General features: G+C 41.5%; 20 protein-coding genes and 2 pseudogenes. 17 read left to right on the forward strand and 5 right to left on the reverse strand.

Annotated features, from left to right (window positions below; translation table 11 throughout):
* Positions 1-711, reverse strand: a complete 711-nt coding sequence (locus V7K85_RS04445; RefSeq protein WP_334811444.1) for an AlbA family DNA-binding domain-containing protein — start codon at positions 709-711, stop codon at positions 1-3.
* Between the two features lie 106 nt (positions 712-817).
* On the opposite strand from V7K85_RS04445, the gene V7K85_RS36355 reads away from it, so the two are divergent.
* From V7K85_RS36355 to V7K85_RS04465, 4 genes are all read left to right on the forward strand, one after another.
* Positions 818-1,117, forward strand: a complete 300-nt coding sequence (locus V7K85_RS36355) for a hypothetical protein (protein ID WP_442940540.1) — start codon at positions 818-820, stop codon at positions 1,115-1,117.
* A 147-nt stretch (positions 1,118-1,264) separates the two neighbouring features.
* Entirely contained in the window at positions 1,265-2,236 is a 972-nt protein-coding gene (gene hemC / locus V7K85_RS04455) for a hydroxymethylbilane synthase (RefSeq protein ID WP_334811445.1), read from the forward strand.
* 131 nt (positions 2,237-2,367) lie between these two features.
* Positions 2,368-3,810, forward strand: coding sequence for a glycogen synthase GlgA (glgA, locus tag V7K85_RS04460; RefSeq protein WP_334811446.1), 1,443 nt, complete (start codon positions 2,368-2,370; stop codon positions 3,808-3,810).
* 613 nt (positions 3,811-4,423) lie between these two features.
* Positions 4,424-5,512 carry an acyltransferase family protein gene (locus V7K85_RS04465; RefSeq protein WP_334811447.1) on the forward strand — a complete coding sequence of 363 codons (1,089 nt, stop codon included), beginning with the start codon at positions 4,424-4,426 and terminating at the stop codon, positions 5,510-5,512.
* A gap of 317 nt (positions 5,513-5,829) precedes the next feature.
* Here V7K85_RS04465 and V7K85_RS04470 read toward each other — a convergent pair whose 3' ends face one another.
* Complete coding sequence (locus V7K85_RS04470) at positions 5,830-7,101, reverse strand: HEAT repeat domain-containing protein (protein WP_334811448.1); 1,272 nt, start codon at positions 7,099-7,101, stop codon at positions 5,830-5,832.
* Positions 7,102-7,542: 441 nt separating this feature from the next.
* Between V7K85_RS04470 and V7K85_RS04475 the strand changes: the two genes are divergently transcribed.
* From V7K85_RS04475 to V7K85_RS04540, 12 genes and pseudogenes are all read left to right on the forward strand, one after another.
* On the forward strand, positions 7,543-7,806 hold the full coding sequence (locus V7K85_RS04475; RefSeq protein WP_334811449.1) for a hypothetical protein: 264 nt from the start codon (positions 7,543-7,545) through the stop codon (positions 7,804-7,806).
* Positions 7,807-8,088: 282 nt separating this feature from the next.
* A complete protein-coding gene (locus V7K85_RS04480) occupies positions 8,089-8,889 on the forward strand; it encodes a DUF1838 family protein (protein WP_334811450.1) in 801 nt (266 codons plus the stop codon).
* 344 nt (positions 8,890-9,233) lie between these two features.
* The gene (locus V7K85_RS04485; RefSeq protein WP_334811451.1) at positions 9,234-9,473 is read left to right on the forward strand and encodes a hypothetical protein; all 240 of its coding nucleotides are present in this window, start codon (positions 9,234-9,236) and stop codon (positions 9,471-9,473) included.
* Positions 9,474-9,506: 33 nt separating this feature from the next.
* Positions 9,507-10,415: a HEAT repeat domain-containing protein gene (locus V7K85_RS04490; RefSeq protein WP_334811452.1), complete on the forward strand. Its 909-nt coding sequence runs from the start codon at positions 9,507-9,509 to the stop codon at positions 10,413-10,415.
* A gap of 1,195 nt (positions 10,416-11,610) precedes the next feature.
* Positions 11,611-12,699: a TonB-dependent receptor plug domain-containing protein gene (locus tag V7K85_RS04495; RefSeq protein WP_334811453.1), complete on the forward strand. Its 1,089-nt coding sequence runs from the start codon at positions 11,611-11,613 to the stop codon at positions 12,697-12,699.
* 10 nt (positions 12,700-12,709) lie between these two features.
* Positions 12,710-13,258 (forward strand): annotated as a pseudogene (locus V7K85_RS04500) (transposase family protein).
* A 284-nt stretch (positions 13,259-13,542) separates the two neighbouring features.
* Positions 13,543-13,899: a TonB-dependent receptor domain-containing protein gene (locus tag V7K85_RS04505; RefSeq protein WP_334811454.1), complete on the forward strand. Its 357-nt coding sequence runs from the start codon at positions 13,543-13,545 to the stop codon at positions 13,897-13,899.
* A gap of 962 nt (positions 13,900-14,861) precedes the next feature.
* Positions 14,862-15,038, forward strand: a complete 177-nt coding sequence (locus V7K85_RS04510) for a hypothetical protein (protein ID WP_334811455.1) — start codon at positions 14,862-14,864, stop codon at positions 15,036-15,038.
* Positions 15,039-15,101: 63 nt separating this feature from the next.
* On the forward strand, positions 15,102-16,256 hold the full coding sequence (locus V7K85_RS04515) for a PepSY-associated TM helix domain-containing protein (RefSeq protein WP_334811456.1): 1,155 nt from the start codon (positions 15,102-15,104) through the stop codon (positions 16,254-16,256).
* 180 nt (positions 16,257-16,436) lie between these two features.
* Complete coding sequence (locus V7K85_RS04520; protein WP_334811457.1) at positions 16,437-16,757, forward strand: hypothetical protein; 321 nt, start codon at positions 16,437-16,439, stop codon at positions 16,755-16,757.
* Positions 16,758-17,398: 641 nt separating this feature from the next.
* Positions 17,399-20,065 (forward strand): annotated as a pseudogene (locus tag V7K85_RS36360) (TonB-dependent siderophore receptor).
* 24 nt (positions 20,066-20,089) lie between these two features.
* A complete protein-coding gene (locus V7K85_RS04540) occupies positions 20,090-20,221 on the forward strand; it encodes a hypothetical protein (RefSeq protein WP_334811460.1) in 132 nt (43 codons plus the stop codon).
* On the opposite strand, the gene V7K85_RS04545 is transcribed toward V7K85_RS04540, so the two are convergent.
* Positions 20,206-20,814: a HEAT repeat domain-containing protein gene (locus V7K85_RS04545; RefSeq protein ID WP_334811461.1), complete on the reverse strand. Its 609-nt coding sequence runs from the start codon at positions 20,812-20,814 to the stop codon at positions 20,206-20,208. The two genes, V7K85_RS04540 and V7K85_RS04545, sit on opposite strands and share 16 nt — an antisense overlap.
* A gap of 17 nt (positions 20,815-20,831) precedes the next feature.
* Between V7K85_RS04545 and V7K85_RS04550 the strand changes: the two genes are divergently transcribed.
* Positions 20,832-20,999: a hypothetical protein gene (locus V7K85_RS04550; RefSeq protein WP_334811462.1), complete on the forward strand. Its 168-nt coding sequence runs from the start codon at positions 20,832-20,834 to the stop codon at positions 20,997-20,999.
* On the opposite strand, the gene V7K85_RS04555 is transcribed toward V7K85_RS04550, so the two are convergent.
* Both V7K85_RS04555 and V7K85_RS04560 read right to left on the reverse strand, forming a co-directional pair.
* Entirely contained in the window at positions 20,994-21,488 is a 495-nt protein-coding gene (locus V7K85_RS04555; protein WP_334690180.1) for a bleomycin hydrolase, read from the reverse strand. The genes V7K85_RS04550 and V7K85_RS04555 overlap by 6 nt on opposite strands.
* A gap of 78 nt (positions 21,489-21,566) precedes the next feature.
* A complete protein-coding gene (locus V7K85_RS04560; protein ID WP_273763924.1) occupies positions 21,567-22,124 on the reverse strand; it encodes a bleomycin hydrolase in 558 nt (185 codons plus the stop codon).
* Between the last annotated feature and the right edge of the window lie 322 nt (positions 22,125-22,446).

The following is a 22,446-nucleotide window of genomic DNA, read 5'->3' on the forward strand; positions in this document are numbered from 1 at the left end:
CTATCTGTAAAGTTTGCTCTGAGTTGAACTAAAACCACCGCTGTTGATAATTGTAAGCTGTTTATCAAAGAATAAACGCACTATGTAGTACATTGCTGGAGCTATAGATTCATTTGTTATGGCTGTATACAAGGTAATTGGCTTTGAGAATTCTTTATCTTCTTCAAATTCAATATCAATTACATTACTTTCAAAGGAAAATTGAAGTGATAAGTCAGGAGCATCAGCACGATTCCCAATATCTCGAACTTCATACTCCTCCATTGGCATTGACTGATAGTTTAACCTCTTGTAGAAAATATGATCTTCTGCCATATGAGGGGCACGTTTGCTTTGTGGAATACTTACTACATAGATAACGTGCCCAGAGTTACTCTTCTTAAGCTCAATTTGTTTGATTCTGATATCATCAATACGACGTTGGATAGTTGAATTAATAACCTGTTCAAGCCATTCTCTTGTTATATCTTTGGGATCATAACCACTATCAATCCCTGTCGGCAGGTAATTAGTCTCAATCACGCCATATACAATTACGCCCCCAGCCGAGTTTGCGAACGCTGAAACATCTTTACTCAAATCTTTCTTGCGATTAGGATTGCGTTTATCTAGGGATTCACATCTTTTATAGTCTAGGGTAAGGCTTTCTTGCACTCCGTTTTGGATAAGTAACTCAATATCCTCCTCTTCCCAATCCCAAGCATCTTTCATACTAAATACTTTTGTAAGGATTCAAATTCACTTTAGCAGGCTGATTGCACGAGCAGCCCAACTAGATAGCAAAACACCTACTTTTACCCCTTATCTTTGGGATTTATTGATTGCTCATCAGTACGATCGCACCCGTATATGGAAATCTGGGGAAATTGAGTTGATGATGCAACTTGCAACCCAGGTTGCGATCGCCATCCAACACTCAGAACTTTATAAACAGCTACAAACACTCAACACTGAATTAGAACACCGCATTCAACAGCGGACTCAAGAGTTCGTTTTTAATGTCAAAAGACGCGTTGGCATTGTCAGTAGACACATTGGCATTGTCAAGGGACGCACTGGCATTGCAGAGTATTGCCGTTCTTTAATTCGCTACAAATCCAATCAAATGCTTTACTAAGTAGTAGTGTTGGAGATTCCTCAAACCAGCTTTTGGTAAAGAATTGTAATCCAAAATCCCAAATCCAAAACCCAAAATTAGTATGAGTCCCTGACTACGGTAGTCTAGATGAGAGTGAATTTATCGCCAGCGATATTATATTGTTTTATGACTTCAGTAGTTTATAGTCCCCCACGCACTATTCGGATTGGTTCCCGCAAAAGCCAACTTGCTCTGGTTCAGACCTACTGGGTACAAGAGCAACTCCAGAAAAGCTTTCCTGATATCACTTTTGAAGTCCACACCATGTCTACCCAAGGCGATAAAATCTTGGATGTAGCATTAGCTAAGATTGGCGATAAAGGACTTTTTACTAAAGAACTTGAAGTCGGAATGCTCAATCAGGAGATTGACTTTGCGGTTCATTCCCTCAAGGATCTGCCAACTCACTTACCAGAAGGGTTAACACTGGCAGCAATTACTGAACGGGAAAATCCAGCAGATGCATTAGTGGTGCATGAAAAGCACAAAGATAAACAAATCGATACTTTACCTGAAGGTGTAGTAATCGGTACATCTTCGCTGCGGCGGTTAGCACAGTTACGCCACCACTTCCCCCACTTTTCCTTTAAAGATGTGCGGGGAAACTTGATTACACGGTTGGCAAAACTGGATGCAGGCGAATACGATGCTTTGATTTTGGCAGCAGCAGGGTTAGAGAGATTGGGAATGAGCGATCGCGTTCATCAAATTCTCCCCGCAAGTATCTCTCTCCACGCTGTTGGACAAGGAGCCTTGGGTATAGAATGCCGGGCTGATGATAGTGAATTGCTATCTCTACTCAAAGCGATCGAACATCCCCAAACACGCGATCGTTGTCTCGCCGAACGCTCTTTTTTACGCTCTCTAGAAGGCGGCTGTCAAGTACCTATTGGTGTAAATACAGAAATATCTGGTGATAATTTGACCTTAACAGGGATAGTTGTCAGTGTAGATGGTCAAAAGCTGGTAAAAGATACTGTCACAGGCATTGCCAACAATGCCGAAGCGCTAGGCATAGAACTAGCAGAACTGTTGCGGCAACAGGGAGCGCAAGAAATTTTGTCAGAAATTTTTGCGGTGATTCAGCGTGGTTCCTAAGCAATTGGGCAAGCCGATGTGATTAGATAAGAATTGATCGCCGTTGCACTCTCATATGTGCCAGACGCGACAAATCGCGTTGGTGGGGATCATCGAGTTAATTTGACAATCTCAGGGAAGCAAAAATTACCATGCGGATTCTATTTGTTGCAGCAGAGGCAGCGCCCATTGCGAAAGTAGGAGGAATGGGTGATGTTGTCGGGGCATTACCCAAAGTCCTGAGAGAAATGGGGCATGATGTGCGGATATTCTTGCCTTACTACGGCTTCCTGCCAGACAAAATGGAAATTCCCTATGAACCCATCTGGTGGGGAGATGCCATGTTCCAGCACTTTGCAGTATACGAAAGTGTTCTGCCTGGTACTGATGTTCCTTTGTATTTATTCGGACATCCTGCCTTCATGCCCCGCCGCATTTATTCTGGAGACGATGAAGGTTGGCGGTTCACTTTGTTTGCAAATGGTGCAGCCGAGTTTGCCTGGAATTACTGGAAGCCAGAAATTATCCATTGCCACGATTGGCACACAGGGATGATTCCCGTGTGGATGCACCAAGATCCTGATATCAGCACAGTGTTTACCATTCATAATCTGGCTTATCAAGGGCCGTGGCGTTGGTATTTAGAGAGAATTACTTGGTGTCCCTGGTATATGCAAGGACACAATGTAATGGCAGCGGCGGTGCAATTTGCCAATAAGGTAAATACAGTTTCGCCCACCTATGCCGAACAAATTAAGACACCTACTTACGGTGAAACATTAGAAGGTTTACTGTCCTTTATTAGCGGTAACTTATCTGGGATTATCAACGGTATTGATACCGAAGTTTATAATCCAGAAAATGACAAATATATTGCCCAAACCTTCACTGCTGATAGTTTAGATAAACGCAAGGCCAACAAAATTGCTTTGCAAGAAGAACTAGGGTTAGAAGTCAACTCCAAAGCCTTTTTTATTGGGATTGTGACCCGATTAGTGGAACAAAAAGGCATTGATTTGATATTACAAATCCTCGATCGCTTCCTATCTTATACAGATGCACAGTTTGTGCTGTTAGGAACAGGCGATCGCTACTATGAAACTCAGATGTGGCAATTAGCATCCCGCTTTCCCGGACGCATGGCAACTTACTTACTGTATAACGATGCCCTGTCTCGCCGCATCTACGCTGGCACGGATGCCTTCTTAATGCCCAGTCGTTTTGAACCTTGCGGTATTAGCCAAATGATGGCTTTGCGCTACGGTTCTGTACCCATTGTTCGCCGCACAGGTGGATTAGTTGACACTGTAACCCATCACGACCCCGAAAATGCAGCAGGCACCGGTTATTGCTTTGACCGTTATGAACCGCTAGACCTTTTCACCTCTATGATTCGGGCTTGGGAAGGCTTCCGTTTCAAACCGCAATGGCAAGAACTACAAAAACGCGGTATGAGTCAAGATTTTAGTTGGTATCAATCTGCAAAGCAGTACGTGAAGCTGTATAGGTCAATTTACGGTTTGCCAGAAGAAGAGGAGAAGACACCAGAACCAGAGTTAGTTTTAAACGAAGCAGTTACTAGTAGCAAATCCTAAGCCGCCTAAATAAATACTTTTTGTGACTCGTGAGAGCATTGTTCAGATTAACCTGAAGATGCTACTCATGAGTTTTTTGTTTTAAAAACTTGCCAATTTGACCAAGTTTTAACAAGCTTGTAACTGCTTATAAATACCATACTTGTGGACTTATTTAGTTAATATTTTTAATCACCGTGTTAAATACAGCTACATTTGCTTTAACACAATCAGCAGCGATTCCCCAATTTAGCAAACTCCCATCTTTGCTTCTAACTTTATCTGGCCGACATATTCGCTCAAGCTGTTGATAATTATTTGTATATTTCCTGACGCAGCAACTGAGATACATGGTAGTATACCTCAGTCAGGTAATTGTAACCAAAGTGAATCGACTCAGCAAAGACAATTTAGATCAAATCATCCCGGACTACTTCCAATTTCTAGATTCGCAGAAGTTAGTGGAAGTTGCATAAAGCCTACATGGCTTTGCTGTCGAACGATATTATCTCCTCCTAATTCCTGCTACTTGTGAAGTTGCTGCTTGAGCCAAAAAGTGAACAGTCAGACTACCCTTTCGCATTTACTGATTTAAATCATTTTTTTAGTTACTACAACTAACCCTGCAAATGCTATGAACAAAAAATTAAATTTGCTACAAGTATACCGCGGTGTCGCTGCTGTACTGGTAGTTCTAACCCACGGGAATAGAATACTTTCTCGTGAACTGCACCAAGATGATTTATTGCAAATATTTCATTTTGGTTGGATAGGCGTAGATTTCTTTTTCGTACTCAGTGGATTTATTATATTTTATATTCATCAATTTGATCTAGGCAAACCGAATAAGTTTAAATCTTTCTTTTTTAAAAGATTTATTCGCGTATATCCATTATATTGGACCATCTTAGCCACCAAAATTCTAATTTCTTTATTTAATACTAATAAAGATAGCATTTATCAGCGAAGTGCAGACGAAATTGTCAAGGCTTTTTTGTTGCTCCCCCAAGACCGTTCTATTCTAGAGAGTACTTTTATTGGTGTTAGTTGGACACTTAGCTATGAAGTTTTTTTCTACTGTATATTCGGTCTACTAATATTGAAAAATACAAAAATCACGCAGTCGATAATTTGTGCTTGGATTATTGGCATAACTCTCAATTTATTCCATTTATTACCAATCGGCGAAAATTTTATACTAGGGTTTATATTTGACCAACATAATCTAGAGTTTGTGCTGGGTTGTTTAGCTGCTTATACAATATCTAAATACCAATTCAAGTTTGCATCATCATTAATTTACGCTTCAATTTTTATGTTGCTTATATCAGTTATCAATACAAAATATGGGGAATTTGATGTTTCAGGCGTTTACTCATTAATAGCTTATGGTATCCCATTTACGCTCCTGATTATCGGATCTGTTTATTTAGAAATATCAAAGATAATCAAGATCCCACCAATTCTAGTTTATATAGGGAATGCGTCTTATTCTATATACTTAACACACGGTTTTTTCTTAAGTAATACAAGCAAGATTTTCACTAAATTTACAGAAAAACTAAATATTCTACATCTAATTCAAAATCCCAGTATATATTACAATGTAAGTGCATTTATAATTGTTGTAATAGGAGTAGCTATGGGATGTGTAATTCATTCTTATGTTGAAAAGCCATTAATTACAAATTTAAGGAAAAAGGTATTTGCTCAAATGAACTGAGACTGCTAACTAAGGTTATCTGTTGAGGGTTTTAGATTTCTGCCTTACCAAAGCAATTTATCTTCATAGAACTAGCCCTTTCAAAGTGACTCGTAAAATCTCTTTTTTCTCTTTACGCCACGCACACTTTGACCTCAGGCATCTTAAGTATTTTAACCCGCCGACAGTGCTGTGTTTGGCTTGCTGCAAATCCATCTTTGGCAATCATTTTTAAAATTGGCATAACTCCTAACTCGTGACTCTGCCAATTTTAAATTTTGGATTTTGGATTTAAAGAAAAATATAAAATCCAAAGTTGAATAACTTTTAACTCCTAACTATTGAGTACTCGTCGCTTTCGCCCTAATTAACCAGTCACCATCATCAGCGGAAATTTCCCGACCGGACGAGTCTCCTAAGCGGTCTAGCGCCAATAAACAAGCGTATTTCAAGTCCCAAATCGGTGTATTTAAGCAAATTTTCAGTTCCGGAATTGCTCGTGAATCACCCAATTCACCAAGAGCGATCGCACAAGCCGCACGGGATTTCTGAAACTGGGGTTCGCGGTTGTACAGGTTTTCTACTAACAAATCATAGGCGGGAGCATATTTCAGCCAGCCGAAAAGTTTCATCACATGAAAATGACCGCCATAATCGTTATATGCCTTGTCCGAATAAGTTGCTAGAAGCGCTGCTGGTGCTTCTTGTGGATAGATATCTAGTAAGGTTTTTGTCGCTAAATAGCAGCGTCCAAAATCAGTTTCGTAGAGTTCATTAATTACAAAATCTAGTAGAGGGGTAAGGTCATACTCATGTACTAAATCAAGGTCATTGGGATGATCGTAGAGTACTTGCTCTAGATCAGGTTGAATTTCTCTAAAGGTAATTTCACCACTGGGAACGCCTGCATCCAAGAGCAAGCGTAATCCTCGCAACCGAAACACCAGAGATACAGGACAACGGGCAATTTCTGGGATGGCTTTGTAGTAGCGTGAATCAATTAGGTCTTGAATGCAACCGCGCCGGGCATTAACGCTGGAACTTTGTAGCAGTGCCATTACCTCAGTGATTTGGGAGTAATCACCTGTGAAACGACAAACTGTGGCGATCGCTGCACTACGGGTAGGTTCATCCTCAGCTTGGGTAAATTTCCGAACACGTTCTAGGGACGCCTGATAGTTAGCGTTAGCTAGGGTGTGAATAATCACCCGATAGATTTGACCTGGTTTATCGAGTAGTTGCGCCACCTCTTCGAGGATTTCTGGATCTTTAGTGCCGATTTCGCCGATCGCCCACACGCTATTTTCAACAGTATAAATATCATCATCTTTAAGGCACTGCCGAATTACAGGTAAAGCTGATTCGACCTGCAATCGCCCCAGACTTTCCACAGCCTTGCGTCGGACAATCCGGTGGTCTAACTCCTTGGGGTTACTGGTTTCAATCGCCCGTACCAAAGCCGCGATCGATTGCTCAGTCGGGAAGTTAATTAGATGGGAAACAGCAATATACTTATCAGAAGCGTCTTCGAGTTGTTCTAATGGTGTATCGATAATTGCGATCGCTTGATCTTCTGTTAGCCCAAACATTTTAAAAAAACGTTTATCCATTGATCTGTAAATGGCTTTTGGATAATTGCTCAAAGGTCACTTTTACTATCGTACTAGGGACTGGGTACTGGAAAATAGCGGTAAATAATGTTTATAAATTGAACTATCAAAAAATGTAGTTGCTTTTCACTGGAGTTTAGACCAAGTAGAACGGCTTGAAAAAACTAAACTATGTGAAGATAAGTAAGTGGGCGGGATAATTTATCAGTATGTAATGAAAAGTTAATCAGTTTGATTAGAGTTAAATTTAACACGTTGCGGACTGTAGTTTCCTCTTTCTCCCCTAGCTTGAACACCATATACACTTTGATGTGCAGTTTGTATCTATTGATTTAGAGCCGATAAACTGGTGCGATCGCCTGAAAGAAATATAAGTAATTTGGTTGTAGCATAATAAACATCGCTAACAGGATAATTTTTAAAATTTGTGGAGATAATAATATGAACAACGATCCAAATGACCGAGATTTGGAGTTAGAAGCTTTACGGTGTGAATTACGCGAATTAAAAGAAGAAATTAAGAATAAACAACAGATTACAAGTGGCGATATAGCCGTAGGTGTAGCTGGAGGTATTATGAAAGTAATCGGTACTTTTGTTATGCTGTACTTTGTTTTATTTTTTATTGCTCTCTTCTTTTCAGCATTTACAAGTATTGATAAAGACAATTCGCCTAGTCCAACAATTACCTTACCACCATCTTAATGGGGTGTAATTTAATAAAGGAATATTTCCGGTTTAAACGTTTTTCCGCTTGCTTCGTCGGTGCGCTCGATAAGTATCCGATTCATGGGATATTTGGCAAACAGTTGAAAGTGGAGATCATGCCACAGATGGATGCGTAATTGTTCTAACTTTGAGTCTAGTAAATATAATCGTCAAAATCAAATAAAATTCGCTCACTGAGCTACTGGGTGAGAGTTGCGATGTCTAACGACAAGCTGAAGAAGCGTTTACGCAGCCATTTTAGGATGATAGGAGTCCTATATGAATGATTATTTAGATGACTACGAATTTAATAACCTCGATTTTTACAGAAAAAATCATGGGTTACAGATTTATTACAACTGGTCTGGGGAAATTTGGTGGCAAGAAACACAAGACTTACCAAAGGAAAAATTGTTCTCTATTATTGGGATGAATGCTACCAAAGTATTTCTCAAACCCGATCCTGAACACGGTGAAGTTGGATATCGCATCAATAGAGAGTTAGGTTTATTTTGTGATCCGGATACGCAAGAGATTCTCCACTTTTGGAAATCACCAACAGCAAGTCAAGCAGTACCAGTAGTCCACATTGCTAACCGCATTGTCCAAGGCTCAGTCAAACCAAAGAAATTTGTCATACCCAAAGGCAGCGGATATATTACCTCTGTGATGGAAATTCCTTTAGAATACCCGCATCCCTTAGCAGGAGATAGTAAATATTTAGACTATTGCCCTGGAGAAAAGTTTAAGGGAGTTGAGTACTTTATATCAAATACTTGCCGACCCGATGCAACTGAAGTCCCTCCTGCTAAGTGGGCCAGGGACTGTCCTTGGTTGCCCTGGATGAAGTTAGGATATGCTCATCCAGCTAAATTAAGATTTGAAACAATAATATTTAGAGTAGATTCTTTTGAGGAGCTTCATCCTAGCTTGGTCAAGCTGGTGAGAGAAAAAGTACCAATTTATGAATTCACGCCAACAGAAAGCGATGAACCGAATGTGACCAGCATTCAATACTTTAAGAAAAACTTTGAGTCCTACTTGCGGGGAGATATTTTCCCACTAGAGGAAACCTCTTGAGCAGTTTTTGCAGGATGCTAGACCATGCTAGCGCGATGTCTACGACGGGCGTAGCTGCGGCACTTTCAATCAAAAAAGCCTAAAAGACTTATCATAACTTGGATCGAAAGCTGTAGTTTGGTTCGACTTTTGAAGATTTCCGTCAAAAAGCTTTACCAGTGGTTACCCGATCTGAGAAGATCGGAATATATGCATTTGTCAGCTATTAGTCAGTTGCCTCTTGCCAATTGCTCAATTGTATGTAACAGCTAAGTGCTGGTTTTTAGCGAGTAACCAAATACAAACGATAGTCGAACACTGACCAGATATCATTCATATAAACACACATTTAGGAAACAAAAGTTATGGATGAAGCTTCAGAACTCACAACAACCGATAACATAAACGCTCAAGAAGTAGCAGAAGTTATTGCAGAACTTGAGCAGTATCGGGAACGTCTAGTTCAAGAAACTACGGAAACAGCAAAACGGGCTAAGTTGATGAGAGTAAATGTTATGGCAAAACTAGAGCCTGAGCTTGCCAAGATTGATTCTGCCCTCCAGGAACTCCGTAATCAGCAAGCTGCCCTGAGCGTCAGCAACTAGTAATTCATCTTGATAATTTAAGCTATAAGTCATATGCTCAAATCCGAAACTCAATCCGGGGAGGATTCGTTAAATCTGTCTCAGGCAGAAACAGATGCTTTATTTGCAGCGGTGAGTGAGCAATTAGGCTTAAACACCTTTAACCCTGATGACCAAGACCTACTCAAGCAGATGATTGAGAGTATGGGAGACTCACGGGGGATGGTTAGGTTGAGCTTTGCAGAGGCATTGGGTAAAATCGGTAAACCAGCGACCCCTTTATTGATGGAAGCTGTAGCAAATCACCCAAACCCAGTTGTGCGGCGAGCCAGCACCAAAACCCTGACACTGATCGCTGACCCGATCGCAATTCCAACCTTGGTCAAGGCTCTGTTAAATGATGAAGATACGGTGGTCAAAGCCTCGTCGGTGGGAGCGCTGGCCAAGATAGGTAAGGCCGCTGTGCCAGCATTACTAAAAATCTTAGCGTCAAGCGAGTATCCAGAAAGTTCCAAAGGATTTGCAGTATGGGCGTTGGGATTTATTGGAGCAGAGGCGAAGGAATATTTATATCAAGAGATTAACTCTGACTCGGCTGAGGTTCGCGCTGCGGTAGTGGGAGCGATCGCTAAAATTGCTGAAGAAGATACCCAAGAAGGAGCATTTAATATTTTAGTTAACGCCCTCACCGATTCATCTGAAATTGTGCGGTGTGAAGCAGCAGCTGCTTTGGGCAGCCTGACCTATCGACCAGCGATTCCTAACCTCATTGAGTTACTGGATCATGCCGATTGGGAAACTCGAAAAGCGGCGGCTCTGGCATTGATGAAGATTGGCGATGGGGCTGCCTTAGAACCCCTGCAAGCCGCATTGACCAAGGAAGGGGATGCAGGCGTTCAGGCAGTGTTCAAGTTGGCGATTTCTCAAATTGAGAGACAGTTAGAGGAAGATGCTTGGGAATAGAGCGATGCACATTTACTATCACTAATTTTTGGACTGATTCCTGTAAAATTATTGCTAACTAATAGCATTAATCAGATTATCAGTCGCCAACTATGACTATTTCCCTGGCATTAAAAGATGATTTAGAACTGTGGACAGAAGTTGTTGATTAAGGTTCCAACTTGGGATGACCCAGTTGATTTTGGTGTTCTCCTTTCTGGCTCCATAAGAGATAGTTAGGGACAATATTTTAATGAAAGTTACACATTGATTTATGGTAGTGGTGTGCAACGCTTATGGACAATATAATTTCAAAAAAACGACAGAATTTTGGGATTGAACATCTAAATCTCTCCTAATTTGTAAGCAAGGTTTTTTCTAAGAACAGATGAAGCTATGAAGCAAGATTTAAGTTTTTTAGTCAAGGGTAATGACTGGTAGACGCTGCTTTATTTAAAAATCAACCCAGCATTGCAATTAGTGGCAAGACAAATTATCAACTGTTCTGATTAAGGCACTACAAAGCAAATTTATTTGCAGCGCAAAGCAATTAAATTAATCACATTGCAACTAGCACCCATTTTAATAGAACAAAGTAACTTACAGCGATCGCTAAACTGAAAACTTCAAGCATTAACCGAATTCATCAAGCTAGAGAAATTCTAGAGTCTTGTTAAAAAAATCCGCCGTTATCACTGGAGTTAGCATACATGATAAGGGTTATCCAATTTTGGATTTTGGATTTTAGATTTTGGATTGACCCTCACGGATTAATCTGGGGGCTTAAGAGCTAATTTGTAAACTAGAGTAAAGTCTTTTATATGTTAATTCCCTTTGTCCATAATATCTGATAATTACTTACAATTGCTGAGTCATCTACTGTAAGATTTATTCTCAAGTAGCTCTGATTACTAATCTCAATAAAAAAATAGCAAATAGCTGGTTTTTGAGAGTAATGGTCAGTGGGGATGTAGGTGTTAGGGTGTAGGGGTGAAAAATGGTATTGAAGCAAATATTAAAGATTCTTTTGGTCACAAGCTCTATTTGGTTCGGCCTTACAATCAGTGCAACTGCTCAACAAGTACAAGATAAATCTGCGATGCCTGCGGCAACCCGAAACAGGAACGCAAAAGTACTACGCAATTCCAGGGTGATTAGAGAAATTCCAAGACTTAGTGAAATAGAACTGACTAACACCAGCGCTCAATAATTACTAGTGCAGTCACCAGCACCACCAAATACGCCAACTCCTGAAGTAGTGCAAGTCACAGCAGTTAAGGCAAATCCCACCACCAAAGGTGTGGAGGTGATTTTACAAACAACCAAAGGGGAACAGTTACAAGTTACTAATCGCACTACTGGTAATAACTTTATTGCTGATATTCCCAACGCTCAACTGCGTTTACCTAATGGCGATGGGTTTACGTTCCGTTCTGAAAAGCCACTTACGGGAATTACTGAGATAACAGTTACTAACTTAGATGCCAATACAATCCGAGTGACGGTGACGGGAGAAGCTCTTGTACCAGTTGTCGAGTTGTATGACAGTGCGAACGAGGGTTTAATTTTCAGCGTAGCGAGTACTGCACCAACGCAACAGGCGCAACCTCAAACACAACAGCCCCAAACACAGCAGCCAGAAAACCCGACACAGCCTAGTCTTCCATCAGCATCGGGTGATGAACCGATTGAGTTGGTGGTTACAGGTGAGCAAGATGGATACAATTCATCCGATGCCTCAACTGCAACCAAAACCGATACCCCTTTACGCGACATTCCCCAGTCGATTCAAGTCATCCCCCGCGAAGTGATTCAAGATCAAAATGCGGTTCGTTTGACTGACATTGTACGTAATGTGAGCGGTGTGGCACTCTCACAAACTGCTGGCGATCGCGGAGAAAATTACACAATTCGGGGATTTGATGCCAACGTTTACAAAAATGGTTTTCTTGATGATTACTCCGCTAGTCGCGGCTTTCGAGACAGCGCCAATATCGAGCGAGTTGAAGTCCTTAAAGGGCCAGCATCGGTGTTGTTTGGACGCTTAGAACCTTCGGGTATCATCAACTTGGTAACCAAGAAGCCATTAGCCGATCCATATTACAATTTAAGTTTTACCGCAGGCAGCTATAGTTTTTCTCGTCCCACCTTAGATTTTTCCAGTCCTCTAACCCAAGACGGAAAGTTGGGTTATCGTCTCAATATTGCCTACGAAAATTCTGGAAGTTTCCGCGACTTTGTCCACAAGGAAAGATTTAGGGATCTGCCTATGTCTAATTTACCTCCGACAAAAACCAAATTTTGAGATTTTAGGTTTGTTATTTGATATATCAAAAACTAAAGCTAATTATGCATTTAACTATTGGGTGAAAGTTTTGAGAGATATCTTACCAGCTTCTCAAATGGAAGAGGTAGAAAAAGATAGTCAGAAATATCAAGAACTACGTAAGATTCTGTGTGAACATGAATTGATTGTAGATAGCGCAGAACAAGCTATAGAAAGGCCTGTAGACTATCAAGAACAAAAACAGTACTACTCCGGCAAGAAAAAGATGCATACTCTGAAAAACCAGTTTATTGTGTTACCCAAAGGAGAAGATATTGTTGACATTTATATTGGTCAATTAGGAAAAAAAAGTGATATTAATTGATTCCGAGAAACACGAGGTAAATTTGATTCCGAACAGAAGTTTATTGGGGATAAAGCTTATATAGGAGAGTCAGCAAATACTACACCTTACAAAAAACTGAGAAAAAAAGAAATTTCGGAATTCCAAAAAAAAGAAACCCAGCAGTTATCGTCTAGAAGAATAGGTGTTGAACAAATGATTAAGGAAAGTAAAAATATTTCGAGTTGCCAGTGATAAATTTCGTTTAGCTCGTCAGAAATATAGCCAGGTCATTATGACAATTTGTGGGTTAGTAAGACTACGGCTTAATTGTTTGGTTTTACGAACCATTAATATTTAAATTGTTCGGGAAAAAATAAATTTTATTCACACCAATATTTTACCCCTAAAGTGATAATTGTAGCCATATTTTATGCTCAAAGCCCTATTCTTGCGTATACCTAGTCTAGCGATGTCTACGACGAGTTACGCTAACGCAGATTCCCCTATAATCACTGAAATCCTTTTACTGTATACATTTGCCATTTACGGATAAGTCTAATACATATCCAGTCGGAAATACTCTGGGTGGTATACCCCTACACAGTGGCTCATTGTGGACAACCTATACCTTTCAAAACGGGCCATTAGATGGGTTTGGTTTTGGTGGAGGCATCTTTGCAGCTACCGAAGCTTATGGATATCTGGATGACTTGTACACCGTACCTGGTTTTGTCCGGACTGATGCGGTTATTTTCTACAAAAAGGATCGCTTAAGAGCATCTGTTAACTTCAAAAACTTATTTGATGTCAGATCTTTCGATGGCTCAACTGGGGGTGTAGTTGATCCGGCCGATCCGTTTACAGTTCAAGGAACGATTTCTTGGGAGTTATAAAATCTCTCGGTAACTAACAGCTATTTGTTGCAATGTTTAGAGTTAATGGCAAGTGAGGATGTAAGTGTAGGGATGACACATGGTGTTAAGGCAGATATTGAAGATTGTTTTGCTTACAAGCTGTGTTTATTTGTGCGTTCGATTTTTCCTCCCCTAACTTCACCCAAAGCGTGCAAGCTCCCCAGGGGCATCTACTTGCAATAAATCATTGCTGCTGTACTCTACAGTACATCGGTTTGATTTTGTGAAATTGAGCGATCGCGTTGCTCCTGTCAAAACGCAACTTATAATGTTTGACTCAACCAAAGTTGATCAGAACAATTATGGCTGGAGTAAATTGAAAATACTATCATTAATAGTTTGAGATTTTGAAGATAGCTTTCAATTAACTTAGTACAGTTTTGCGTAAAAGCGTAGCGTTTTTCATGCAGGAGAACGCATTAACATTCTAAGGGAACGCATTGGCATTGCATTAAAATGCATTAACAAGGCGGCCGACGCATTGGCATTGCAGGGTATTGCCTTTCATTAATTCCCTACGAATTAATGAAATGCTGTACTTAGTCCATCAATTGACTGAAATCGCTGTATTTTAATTAAAAACCTATTATCTCTCAATTCTCCTTGTTAAAGAAAGTTGATAATTATTTGCAATTAACTACTCATTTCCTGTAATATTATTCTCAAGTAGCTGATTATTAATCTCAGCAACTAACAGCTATTTACTGCAATGTTTAGAGAAAGTGGTAAGTGGAGGGAGAGTAAGTGTAGGGGTGGCAAATGGTATTAATAAAGCAGATATTGGAGATTGTTTTGCTCATAAGCTCTGTTTGGTTGTGCGTTGCGACAAGCGTAACAGCTATTGAAGTAAATAAACAAGCACAAGCTAAATTTGTTGTATCAGTATTACCAAAGTATTTTTTGTCGATTCACGAGCAAGCGATCTAGACAACTCCTTTGAAGTGTCAAGCTATGCCCGTGTTGATGCGGCTCTCTACTGCACCGCTGACAAATTCAGAGCCGCAATCAATTTCAAGAATTTATTTGACACCACGTATTATGAAGGCGTACAAAACCGCTTTCAAGTGTATCCTGGTGCGCCCTTTATAGTGCAGGGAACGATTTCTTGGCAGTTGTGATCCCACTCTCCACCGCTGACTCACCTCTGGCTTGGCAAACAAGAATATTTTAAGGAACCTGCTATGAACTCTAAAAAACTACGCGACTTGGTATTTACTCTACACCGCTACATCGGTTTAGCGGTGGGACTGATTACAATTATTGTCGGTTTAACCGGTACTTTATTAGTCTTCCACTCCGAAATTAGCAACTTCGATCAGCAGCGCCGAATTGGCACAATTACTCCTCAAGGTGAACCACTACCTATTGAAGTTGTTCTTAACACTGTCAAAAAAACCTCTGCCGATCAACCAGACGCACCAGTGCAAAGAATTTACCTGCCTTCAAAGCCAAATGAGCCGATGAATGTTATTCTGAAAACCAAACAAAACGAATGGACAGAAAACTACGTTAACCCTTACACAGGAAAGATTCTCGGCAATAACTTAAAGCCAACCTTCATCCAAAAGTTTTATGAAATTGTCTACCCACTCCACTATGAGCTTTTAGGCGGTAATATTGGCAATAAGTTTGTGGGCATTATTGGTTTACTGATGTCGTTTATGAGTATTACAGGTATTATCCTTTGGCCTGGTTGGCGCAAGTTAATATCTGGATTCAAAATCAAATGGAATGCCCATATCAAGCGAGTGAACTTTGATGTTCACAAAGGTGCTGGTGTTATTGCAGCAGTATTTCTGATATTTACATTTTTCACGGGATTTTGCTGGAACTTCTCTGATGTAGCCAACCCGATGATCTACACACTCACCTTCTCCAAGCAGCAAGCAGATCCTGTTTCTGTTGTCGTTGCTGGTAAGTCTCCACTCGGACTAAAAGAACAATTAAAAACGGCCCAAACCACTTTACCAGATGGAACACTCAGGAGGATTTATTTTCCAACTAAGCCAGAAGAAGCTTTAACAGTTGCCTTTAAACTTCCCCAAGAAACTGAAGACTATGGTCAAAGCAGTGTTTATCTTGACCAATACAGTGGTAAAGTTTTGCGAGTCGATAATTCTTTGAAGCAGTCATTGGGCGATCGCGTCCTCAATTCTTTTAGTCCTCTACACTATGGTACATTTGGTGGCTGGACTACTCGCATTTTCTACCTATTTGTTGGACTTGCACCGTTAATCTTATCTGTTACTGGCTTTGTGATGTGGTGGTATCGCTACAAAGGAAAAAATCGCTCCCCACAGATTATGGAAATGGTTAAATTAAGAGCAAAAAATTGATTGTAAATCTATATTTCGACTTAGTAGAAATTATCAGTGTTGATACCGCGTTAACTTTTATGCTTGTTCTTCTGGTGTCAAATAGCAATGTCTGATGACAAGCCAATACAGCGTGTACGCCTGACACCAAAATTTGATGAGAAACTATTGCAAATAGTGCAATGATCCCTCAATCCCAAAATGACCATTACCATTTCGCGGAATTCCTTCTGGGAAATCTTTTTTGAAGATGAACCAAGCAAGCAATGCTACGATCCTTCAGACAAATTTGATATTCTTTGGCAGTATCCATCTCAGTTTGGTGAAGGATATAGTCGGGATATTCAATTGCCAGAAGGATTGGGGTTACTAATCAGCAATTATCAACTCCATGAGCGCCTAATTATTAAAGTCCCTGAACGTGAAGGCTATATAACTCCTGGCTTCTGTGTTTCAGCAGGTGGTGAAGGTTGGGATGTGCATACAAAGAATCATTTCACTTGGAACGGGGGACAATACTGATTATCAGGAAATGGCGCATGTCCCAGTGGAGTTAATGCAATTTCGGCAGGGGAACGGTATCTGCGGGTAGATATTTGGATGTCACCAGAGCTATTTCGTTCCTTTACAGGCAATGTAGAAGGAGAAGTTTCCCCACAGCTAAAACATCTAGTCAGGAAATTAACGTAAGAAAGATATATCCGTAGTGGAGCGATCGCACCAGCAATGCAAGAAATTGTACAGCAAATACTGCGCTGTCCTTACTACGGAATGACTAAGCGGATGTATTTGGGAGTAACTTCTCTAGCTTGGGCTGTACCCTAAGTGTAGCTATGCCGCAGGCTCGCATCACGTCAAAAGAGCATAGACGCTGACATCGCTTTTTCAAGATGAAGTGAAGTAGCGATCGCACCTATTTAGAAACTTGCACTAACACCACGATTTCCTCTGGCAGTTAGAAGACAGGCTCCCAAATGTAGTATGACCTGAAACCCTTATCCAGTCTCAAACCTGAACTGTAAATATTTTTGTCCCATTACTTAACAAAAACTCTATCCAAGATAAAATTTTTGAGAAATATTTTTGATTACTCAAATTTTTCTCAATTTCTTGGATGTTAGCTGTGTGGAATGATAACAAATAAATTGCAACAAGTGGTGTTGATGGTAGGCATCCTGTTCGTGTTGGGCATTCAGGCTGGGTTAGCACAAACGCAAACGCAAAAATCTGCTGCTAATATCCCTAGTATCTGCGAAATTAAACTTCCGCTCACTAGCGCCGAAATGTTAGTACAGTCGCTAACATCAGAAGTTGTACAAGTGACTCAAGTTAAAGCAAATCCCACCGATAAAGGTGTATAGTTGATTTTACAGACACTTCAAGGGCAACAGTTATAACTGGTAAATCGTAGCACTGGCAATAACTTTGTCGCTGACATCCCTAAGGCGCAACTGTGTTTACGTTCGGGCGAGGGATTCACGTTCCCGCTCGCAAAAACCAACTGCGGGAATTACTGAAATAACAGTAACAAACTTTGATGCCAATACTATCCGGGTGACGGTAACGGGTGAGGCGGGTATACCAACTGTTGAGTTGTTTGACAGTCCGGAGGAGGGTCTGATCTTCTCTGTTGCAAGTACTGCACCAAGAGGGCAACAGGCGCAACCGCAAACACAACAACCCCAAACTATTCAGCCGCCAAGTCAGACACAGCCAACTCAACCATCAGCACAGGGTGATGAGCCAATTGAGTTAGTGGTGACAGGTGAGCAAGATGGCTATAGCGCATCTAATGCGACAACAGCTACCAGAACCGACACTCCATTGCGCGACATTCCCCAGTCGATTCAGGTAATACCTCAACAGGTAATCAAAGACCAGCAAACTTTCCGTCTCACGGATGCTCTGCGAAATGTATAGCAGTGGACAAAGCCGTTAGGACAAGTTGGCGGTAGATGCTTTCAACAAGCGTACATTGTGAATTGATTTTTGTCCTAAGCTTCCTGTCCGTTGCTATATCTGGGGTTCAATCATGAAGCTCGTTTGGAGGCACACGGGACGTTTTTTCCGTTCGAGGTTTTGGGGCCGTTATTTTCCAAGATGGCTTCAGGCAGAATCGTGATCGAACAATAATCAATGAAACTGCCAATCTGGAGAGAATTGAGGTACTGTTTGGTATCGTCGAACCAGGTGGGATCATTAATCTGGTGACGAAGTAACCCTTATCAGAACCTTTTTATTCTGCTGAACTGCAAGCAGGAAGCTTTGGTCTTGTTTGACCGAGCATTGATTTTTCTAGTCCGTTGAATAGTGATCGAACTTTGCTGTATCGATTGAATGGCGTTTATGAAAGTGGTGGGAACTTTCGCGACTTTGACCAAGGCGTTGATCGGTTTTTTGTCTCGCCTGTATTAAGCTGGAAGATTAGCGATCGCACCGATTTGACGTTTGAATTTTCCTATTTGGATGATACGCGACCGTTCGACATCACAGGAATCCCACCAATTGGTCGAAAGATTGCAGACATTCCATATAGTCGCGTTGTGGATGAGCCAGACAATATCTCTTTCAGGAATGAGTTGAGCGCCAGTTATCGACTAGAACACCGCTTTAGCGAAAATTGGACACTTCGCAATGCTTTCCGCTTCTCTTCGAGCGATCAGAGGTTTATTGGAGCAAGGTATGACACCCTTGATGAAACAACTGGCAACTTGAGCAGGAGTTGGAGCGATAATAGTGGAAATAACCAGAGCTATGGTCTCCAAACCAACTTGATTGGTAAGTTTGCCACAGGCTCAGTCAAACATACCCTCTTATTCGGTGTCGATCTCAATCGCGATATTAACGACTTACATAACTACTTTGCATTTGGTGGTGCTCCCAGCATTAATATTTTCAACCCAGTTTACCGTGTCGCCCCAAGATTTAGACGAGAGGATCTTCCATTTAACGTTACCTTCAATAATAGGCTAGACTTTCTAGGTATTTATCTACAAGATCAGATCGCCCTAGTTGATAATTTGAAACTGTTAATGGGTGGGCGCTTCGACATTGTAGATCAAGAAACCAGCTTTACAAGCAGTGCAGGGGCTAACACTAATACTCAGCTACAACAGAATGCTTTCACACCGAGAATTGGCATTGTCTACCAACCCGTACCGCCACTGTCACTTTATGCCAGTTATAGCCAGTCATTTGCTCCAAATTCTGCCACAACAGTTGATGGTTCACTCTTGGAGCCTGAGCGCGGCACTCAGTACGAGGTGGGGATTAGAGGAGAATTTCTCAACGGTAGACTCTGGGCCAACTTAGCTGCCTATCACTTGACCAAGAGTAATGTTGCCACAACCGATCCAAATAATACAGACTTCAGTATCCCAGTTGGAGAACAAACAAGTCAGGGTATTGAATTGGATGTTGCTGGAGAAATTCTTCCGGGCTGGAATGTTATTGCCAACTACGCCTACACCGATGCTAAAGTCTCAAAAGACAATAGTCCCCTAGAAGGAAATCGATTTGAAGATGTGCCCTATAATGGGGCAAGTCTGTGGACAAGCTACCAAATCCAGCGGGGTGATTTGCAGGGGTTAGGCTTTGGCTTGGGGTTATTTTACGTTGGTGAAAGGGAAGGCGACTTGGAGAACACGTATGAACTAAGCAGCTATCTGCGTACCGATGCCAGCATCTTTTATAAGATAAATAACTGGCGGGCAGGAATTAACTTCAAAAATATTTTCAATGTGGACTACATTGAAAATACCTACAGCAGACAACAAATCACTCCTGGCGCTCCTTTTACTGTTCTGGGGACATTTTCAATTGAATTTTGATTTTCCTGACTAGAAATAATTGTGATGCTTCAGCGTAGCCAGCTTAAACATCGCTATTCTTCGGTTGAGGTGAGCGTTTGTTCATTTTATGTATCTGCCCTACTGGGATTGCTCAAGGTAGTTGTATTTAAGAGCGATCGCTACCCTCTGTTATAATTAATCACCTGATCTAATCGCGGCAAGGCACTCACTGCTGACTCTCGAACATATGGATCGATAGATTCATCATTGGTCAATCCTGTCAGCACTTCTACTCCCCGGATATCACCCATCGAACCGAGTGCATTGACAATCGCCACAGCCACCGCAACATTATCCGTTGTTTTCAGAGCTTCAGTTAAAATTTCAAAGGCAGGGGAACCAATTTCACCCAGAGCCATCACAGATGCAATATAAACAACACCATTTTTGTCACTGAGCGCTGTTTTTAATCCCTGTAAGCCCTCAGTTGGGAAGGGTACGTCTGGATGGTTGGCGGCGACTTGTGCTAGGGCTTTGGCACAGCTGCCCCGAATAGTCCCATTATCGCTGTTCAGCAAAGACTCTACTAGTGGCGGTACAGCATCTATACCAATGGCACCCAGTGCCTTTACCGCAGCTCGACGGTAGGTTACATCTTCTTCATCCAAAATACTCATTAGCCGAGGAATAGTATTTTCATCACGGACATCAGCCAGTTCCCACATGGCTCGTTCCCGCAGATTGGGGTTGGGGTGTTTCAATTGTTCAAATAGAGAATCTATTGTCATAAGAGAAAATTTCGCTGTTGAAATTTCTTGAGTTCAAGATAGAGATAAATGATAAATATCAATCACAACTGAAGGACTCTAAGCCAATTACTCAACCTAATTTAGGCAAAGCAACAGACCGAGAGTCCCTAGTTTTAGAGTATGACGATCGCTCGTCTACGTCTAGTCAATCCCTATTACTATGAAAGGGAGTTGATTACGTAGTCGAGGAGATTGCGGAACTCAACCAACGCTTGAGGAGACAAATCACGAGGAGCGCAAGCGCGATCGCGGGTGTAAGTCATTGCGGTAACGTAGGGAGCAGTGGGCAGATTTAAAGAGCGATACACTTCACGAGCACCTGCAATACCCCACTCATCCAGAGGACCAGTACCACCCACAACTAAGCTGTAGTTGATTAGGCGCAGGTAGTGCTTGATGTCGCGGAGGCACTTGTCTTTCTTACCTTGGGTGTCGCCAGCTTCACCGTCTTGGTTCAAGTAAGGATACTTCTTGAAGGCAGCATCATAACCTTCTTTAGCTACAGCATCGATCCCAGAAGCCAGCTTTTCAGCAGCTTCTAGACGAGCGTTAGCACGTTGAATGCTACCTTGGACGGATTCTAAATCAGAGGTGCTTGGGAAACGACCTGCTGCATCAGCAGATGTAATAACCGTGGTGATAACTGATTTCATTACTTTTTATACTCCAGATGGGATTTGATCGGGTTTAAATTTCAGTTCGTTTGGCTAATAGCCGTTAGCCATGAGCTATTAGCTCAGAGCAGAAATAATGCGATCAAAGTAGCTAGCAGCTTCAGCAGCTAAAGCAGAGCAGTCGCCTTGAATTACTTCTTGCTTGCGGAACCTTTTACCAGCGTTAGCTTCAGTGTTGGTGTTGGTGATGTGAGCGACGCTGATAGCCTTCAGTAGCTGTACAGCACGTACAGAAGAGCCAGTAGGGACGCCCAAAGCTGTGTAGGTTTCTTTCAGCCCATTCAGAGCACGATCATCCAAAACAGAAGAATCACCAGCCAATAGCGCATAGGTCACGTAGCGCAGCATGATTTCGGCATCACGTAGGCAAGCAGCATGGCGACGAGTTGGGTACAGGTTACCACCAGCTTGAATTAAACCTTGGTTTTCACAGGCAATCCCAGCAATGGCATCAGAAACAGCACAGCTAGAGTTGCTAGCGATCGCGTTTACAGCATCAAGGCGCTTGTTGCCATCAGCAATGAAAGACTTGAGGGCTGCTAAATCAGCACCACCGATAGGAGCAGTTTTGGCATCTGCTGTAATTACAGCTTTTGAAAAAGCGTCAAGAACCATGAGTTCTCCTTAATATTCACAAATGGCGGATATTATTTCTGGCGTCTTCTCGATCAGATTAACTGCGAGTAGCCAAACAAAAACATAGGGGATCAATAGTACCCTAGTCTTTACTATGAGAGACAAAGTAATAATCTGTAATATTTCTCTTGGGCATGGGGACAAGAGAATAAGCAGGGAGCAGGGAGCTCTTAGCAGGGAGCAAAGGGGAAAGAGGTAATTTTAATTCTCACTGGAGTTTAGACTAAAAGCGATATGAGAGAACGCAAATCAAAAGGAATTAGAGGTTAAAAATATTATCTTGTCAGCCTTAAAGCATCCT

Origin of the sequence: Nostoc sp. (assembly GCF_036917615.1) — a bacterium.
Taxonomy (GTDB): domain Bacteria; phylum Cyanobacteriota; class Cyanobacteriia; order Cyanobacteriales; family Nostocaceae; genus Nostoc.

Coding starts and splice junctions, on each gene's coding strand:
- hemC (WP_334811445.1), top strand. CDS start 1,265: ATGACTTCAGTAGTTTATAGTCCCCCACGCACTATTCGGATTGGTTCC.
- V7K85_RS04490 (WP_334811452.1), top strand. CDS start 9,507: ATGCTCAAATCCGAAACTCAATCCGGGGAGGATTCGTTAAATCTGTCT.
- V7K85_RS04470 (WP_334811448.1), bottom strand. CDS start 7,101: ATGGATAAACGTTTTTTTAAAATGTTTGGGCTAACAGAAGATCAAGCG.
- V7K85_RS04480 (WP_334811450.1), top strand. CDS start 8,089: ATGAATGATTATTTAGATGACTACGAATTTAATAACCTCGATTTTTAC.
- V7K85_RS04545 (WP_334811461.1), bottom strand. CDS start 20,814: ATGACAATAGATTCTCTATTTGAACAATTGAAACACCCCAACCCCAAT.
- V7K85_RS04540 (WP_334811460.1), top strand. CDS start 20,090: ATGCTTCAGCGTAGCCAGCTTAAACATCGCTATTCTTCGGTTGAGGTG.
- V7K85_RS04475 (WP_334811449.1), top strand. CDS start 7,543: ATGAACAACGATCCAAATGACCGAGATTTGGAGTTAGAAGCTTTACGG.
- glgA (WP_334811446.1), top strand. CDS start 2,368: ATGCGGATTCTATTTGTTGCAGCAGAGGCAGCGCCCATTGCGAAAGTA.
- V7K85_RS04560 (WP_273763924.1), bottom strand. CDS start 22,124: ATGGTTCTTGACGCTTTTTCAAAAGCTGTAATTACAGCAGATGCCAAA.
- V7K85_RS04555 (WP_334690180.1), bottom strand. CDS start 21,488: ATGAAATCAGTTATCACCACGGTTATTACATCTGCTGATGCAGCAGGT.
- V7K85_RS04485 (WP_334811451.1), top strand. CDS start 9,234: ATGGATGAAGCTTCAGAACTCACAACAACCGATAACATAAACGCTCAA.
- V7K85_RS04465 (WP_334811447.1), top strand. CDS start 4,424: ATGAACAAAAAATTAAATTTGCTACAAGTATACCGCGGTGTCGCTGCT.
- V7K85_RS04445 (WP_334811444.1), bottom strand. CDS start 711: ATGAAAGATGCTTGGGATTGGGAAGAGGAGGATATTGAGTTACTTATC.
- V7K85_RS04520 (WP_334811457.1), top strand. CDS start 16,437: ATGACCATTACCATTTCGCGGAATTCCTTCTGGGAAATCTTTTTTGAA.
- V7K85_RS04515 (WP_334811456.1), top strand. CDS start 15,102: ATGAACTCTAAAAAACTACGCGACTTGGTATTTACTCTACACCGCTAC.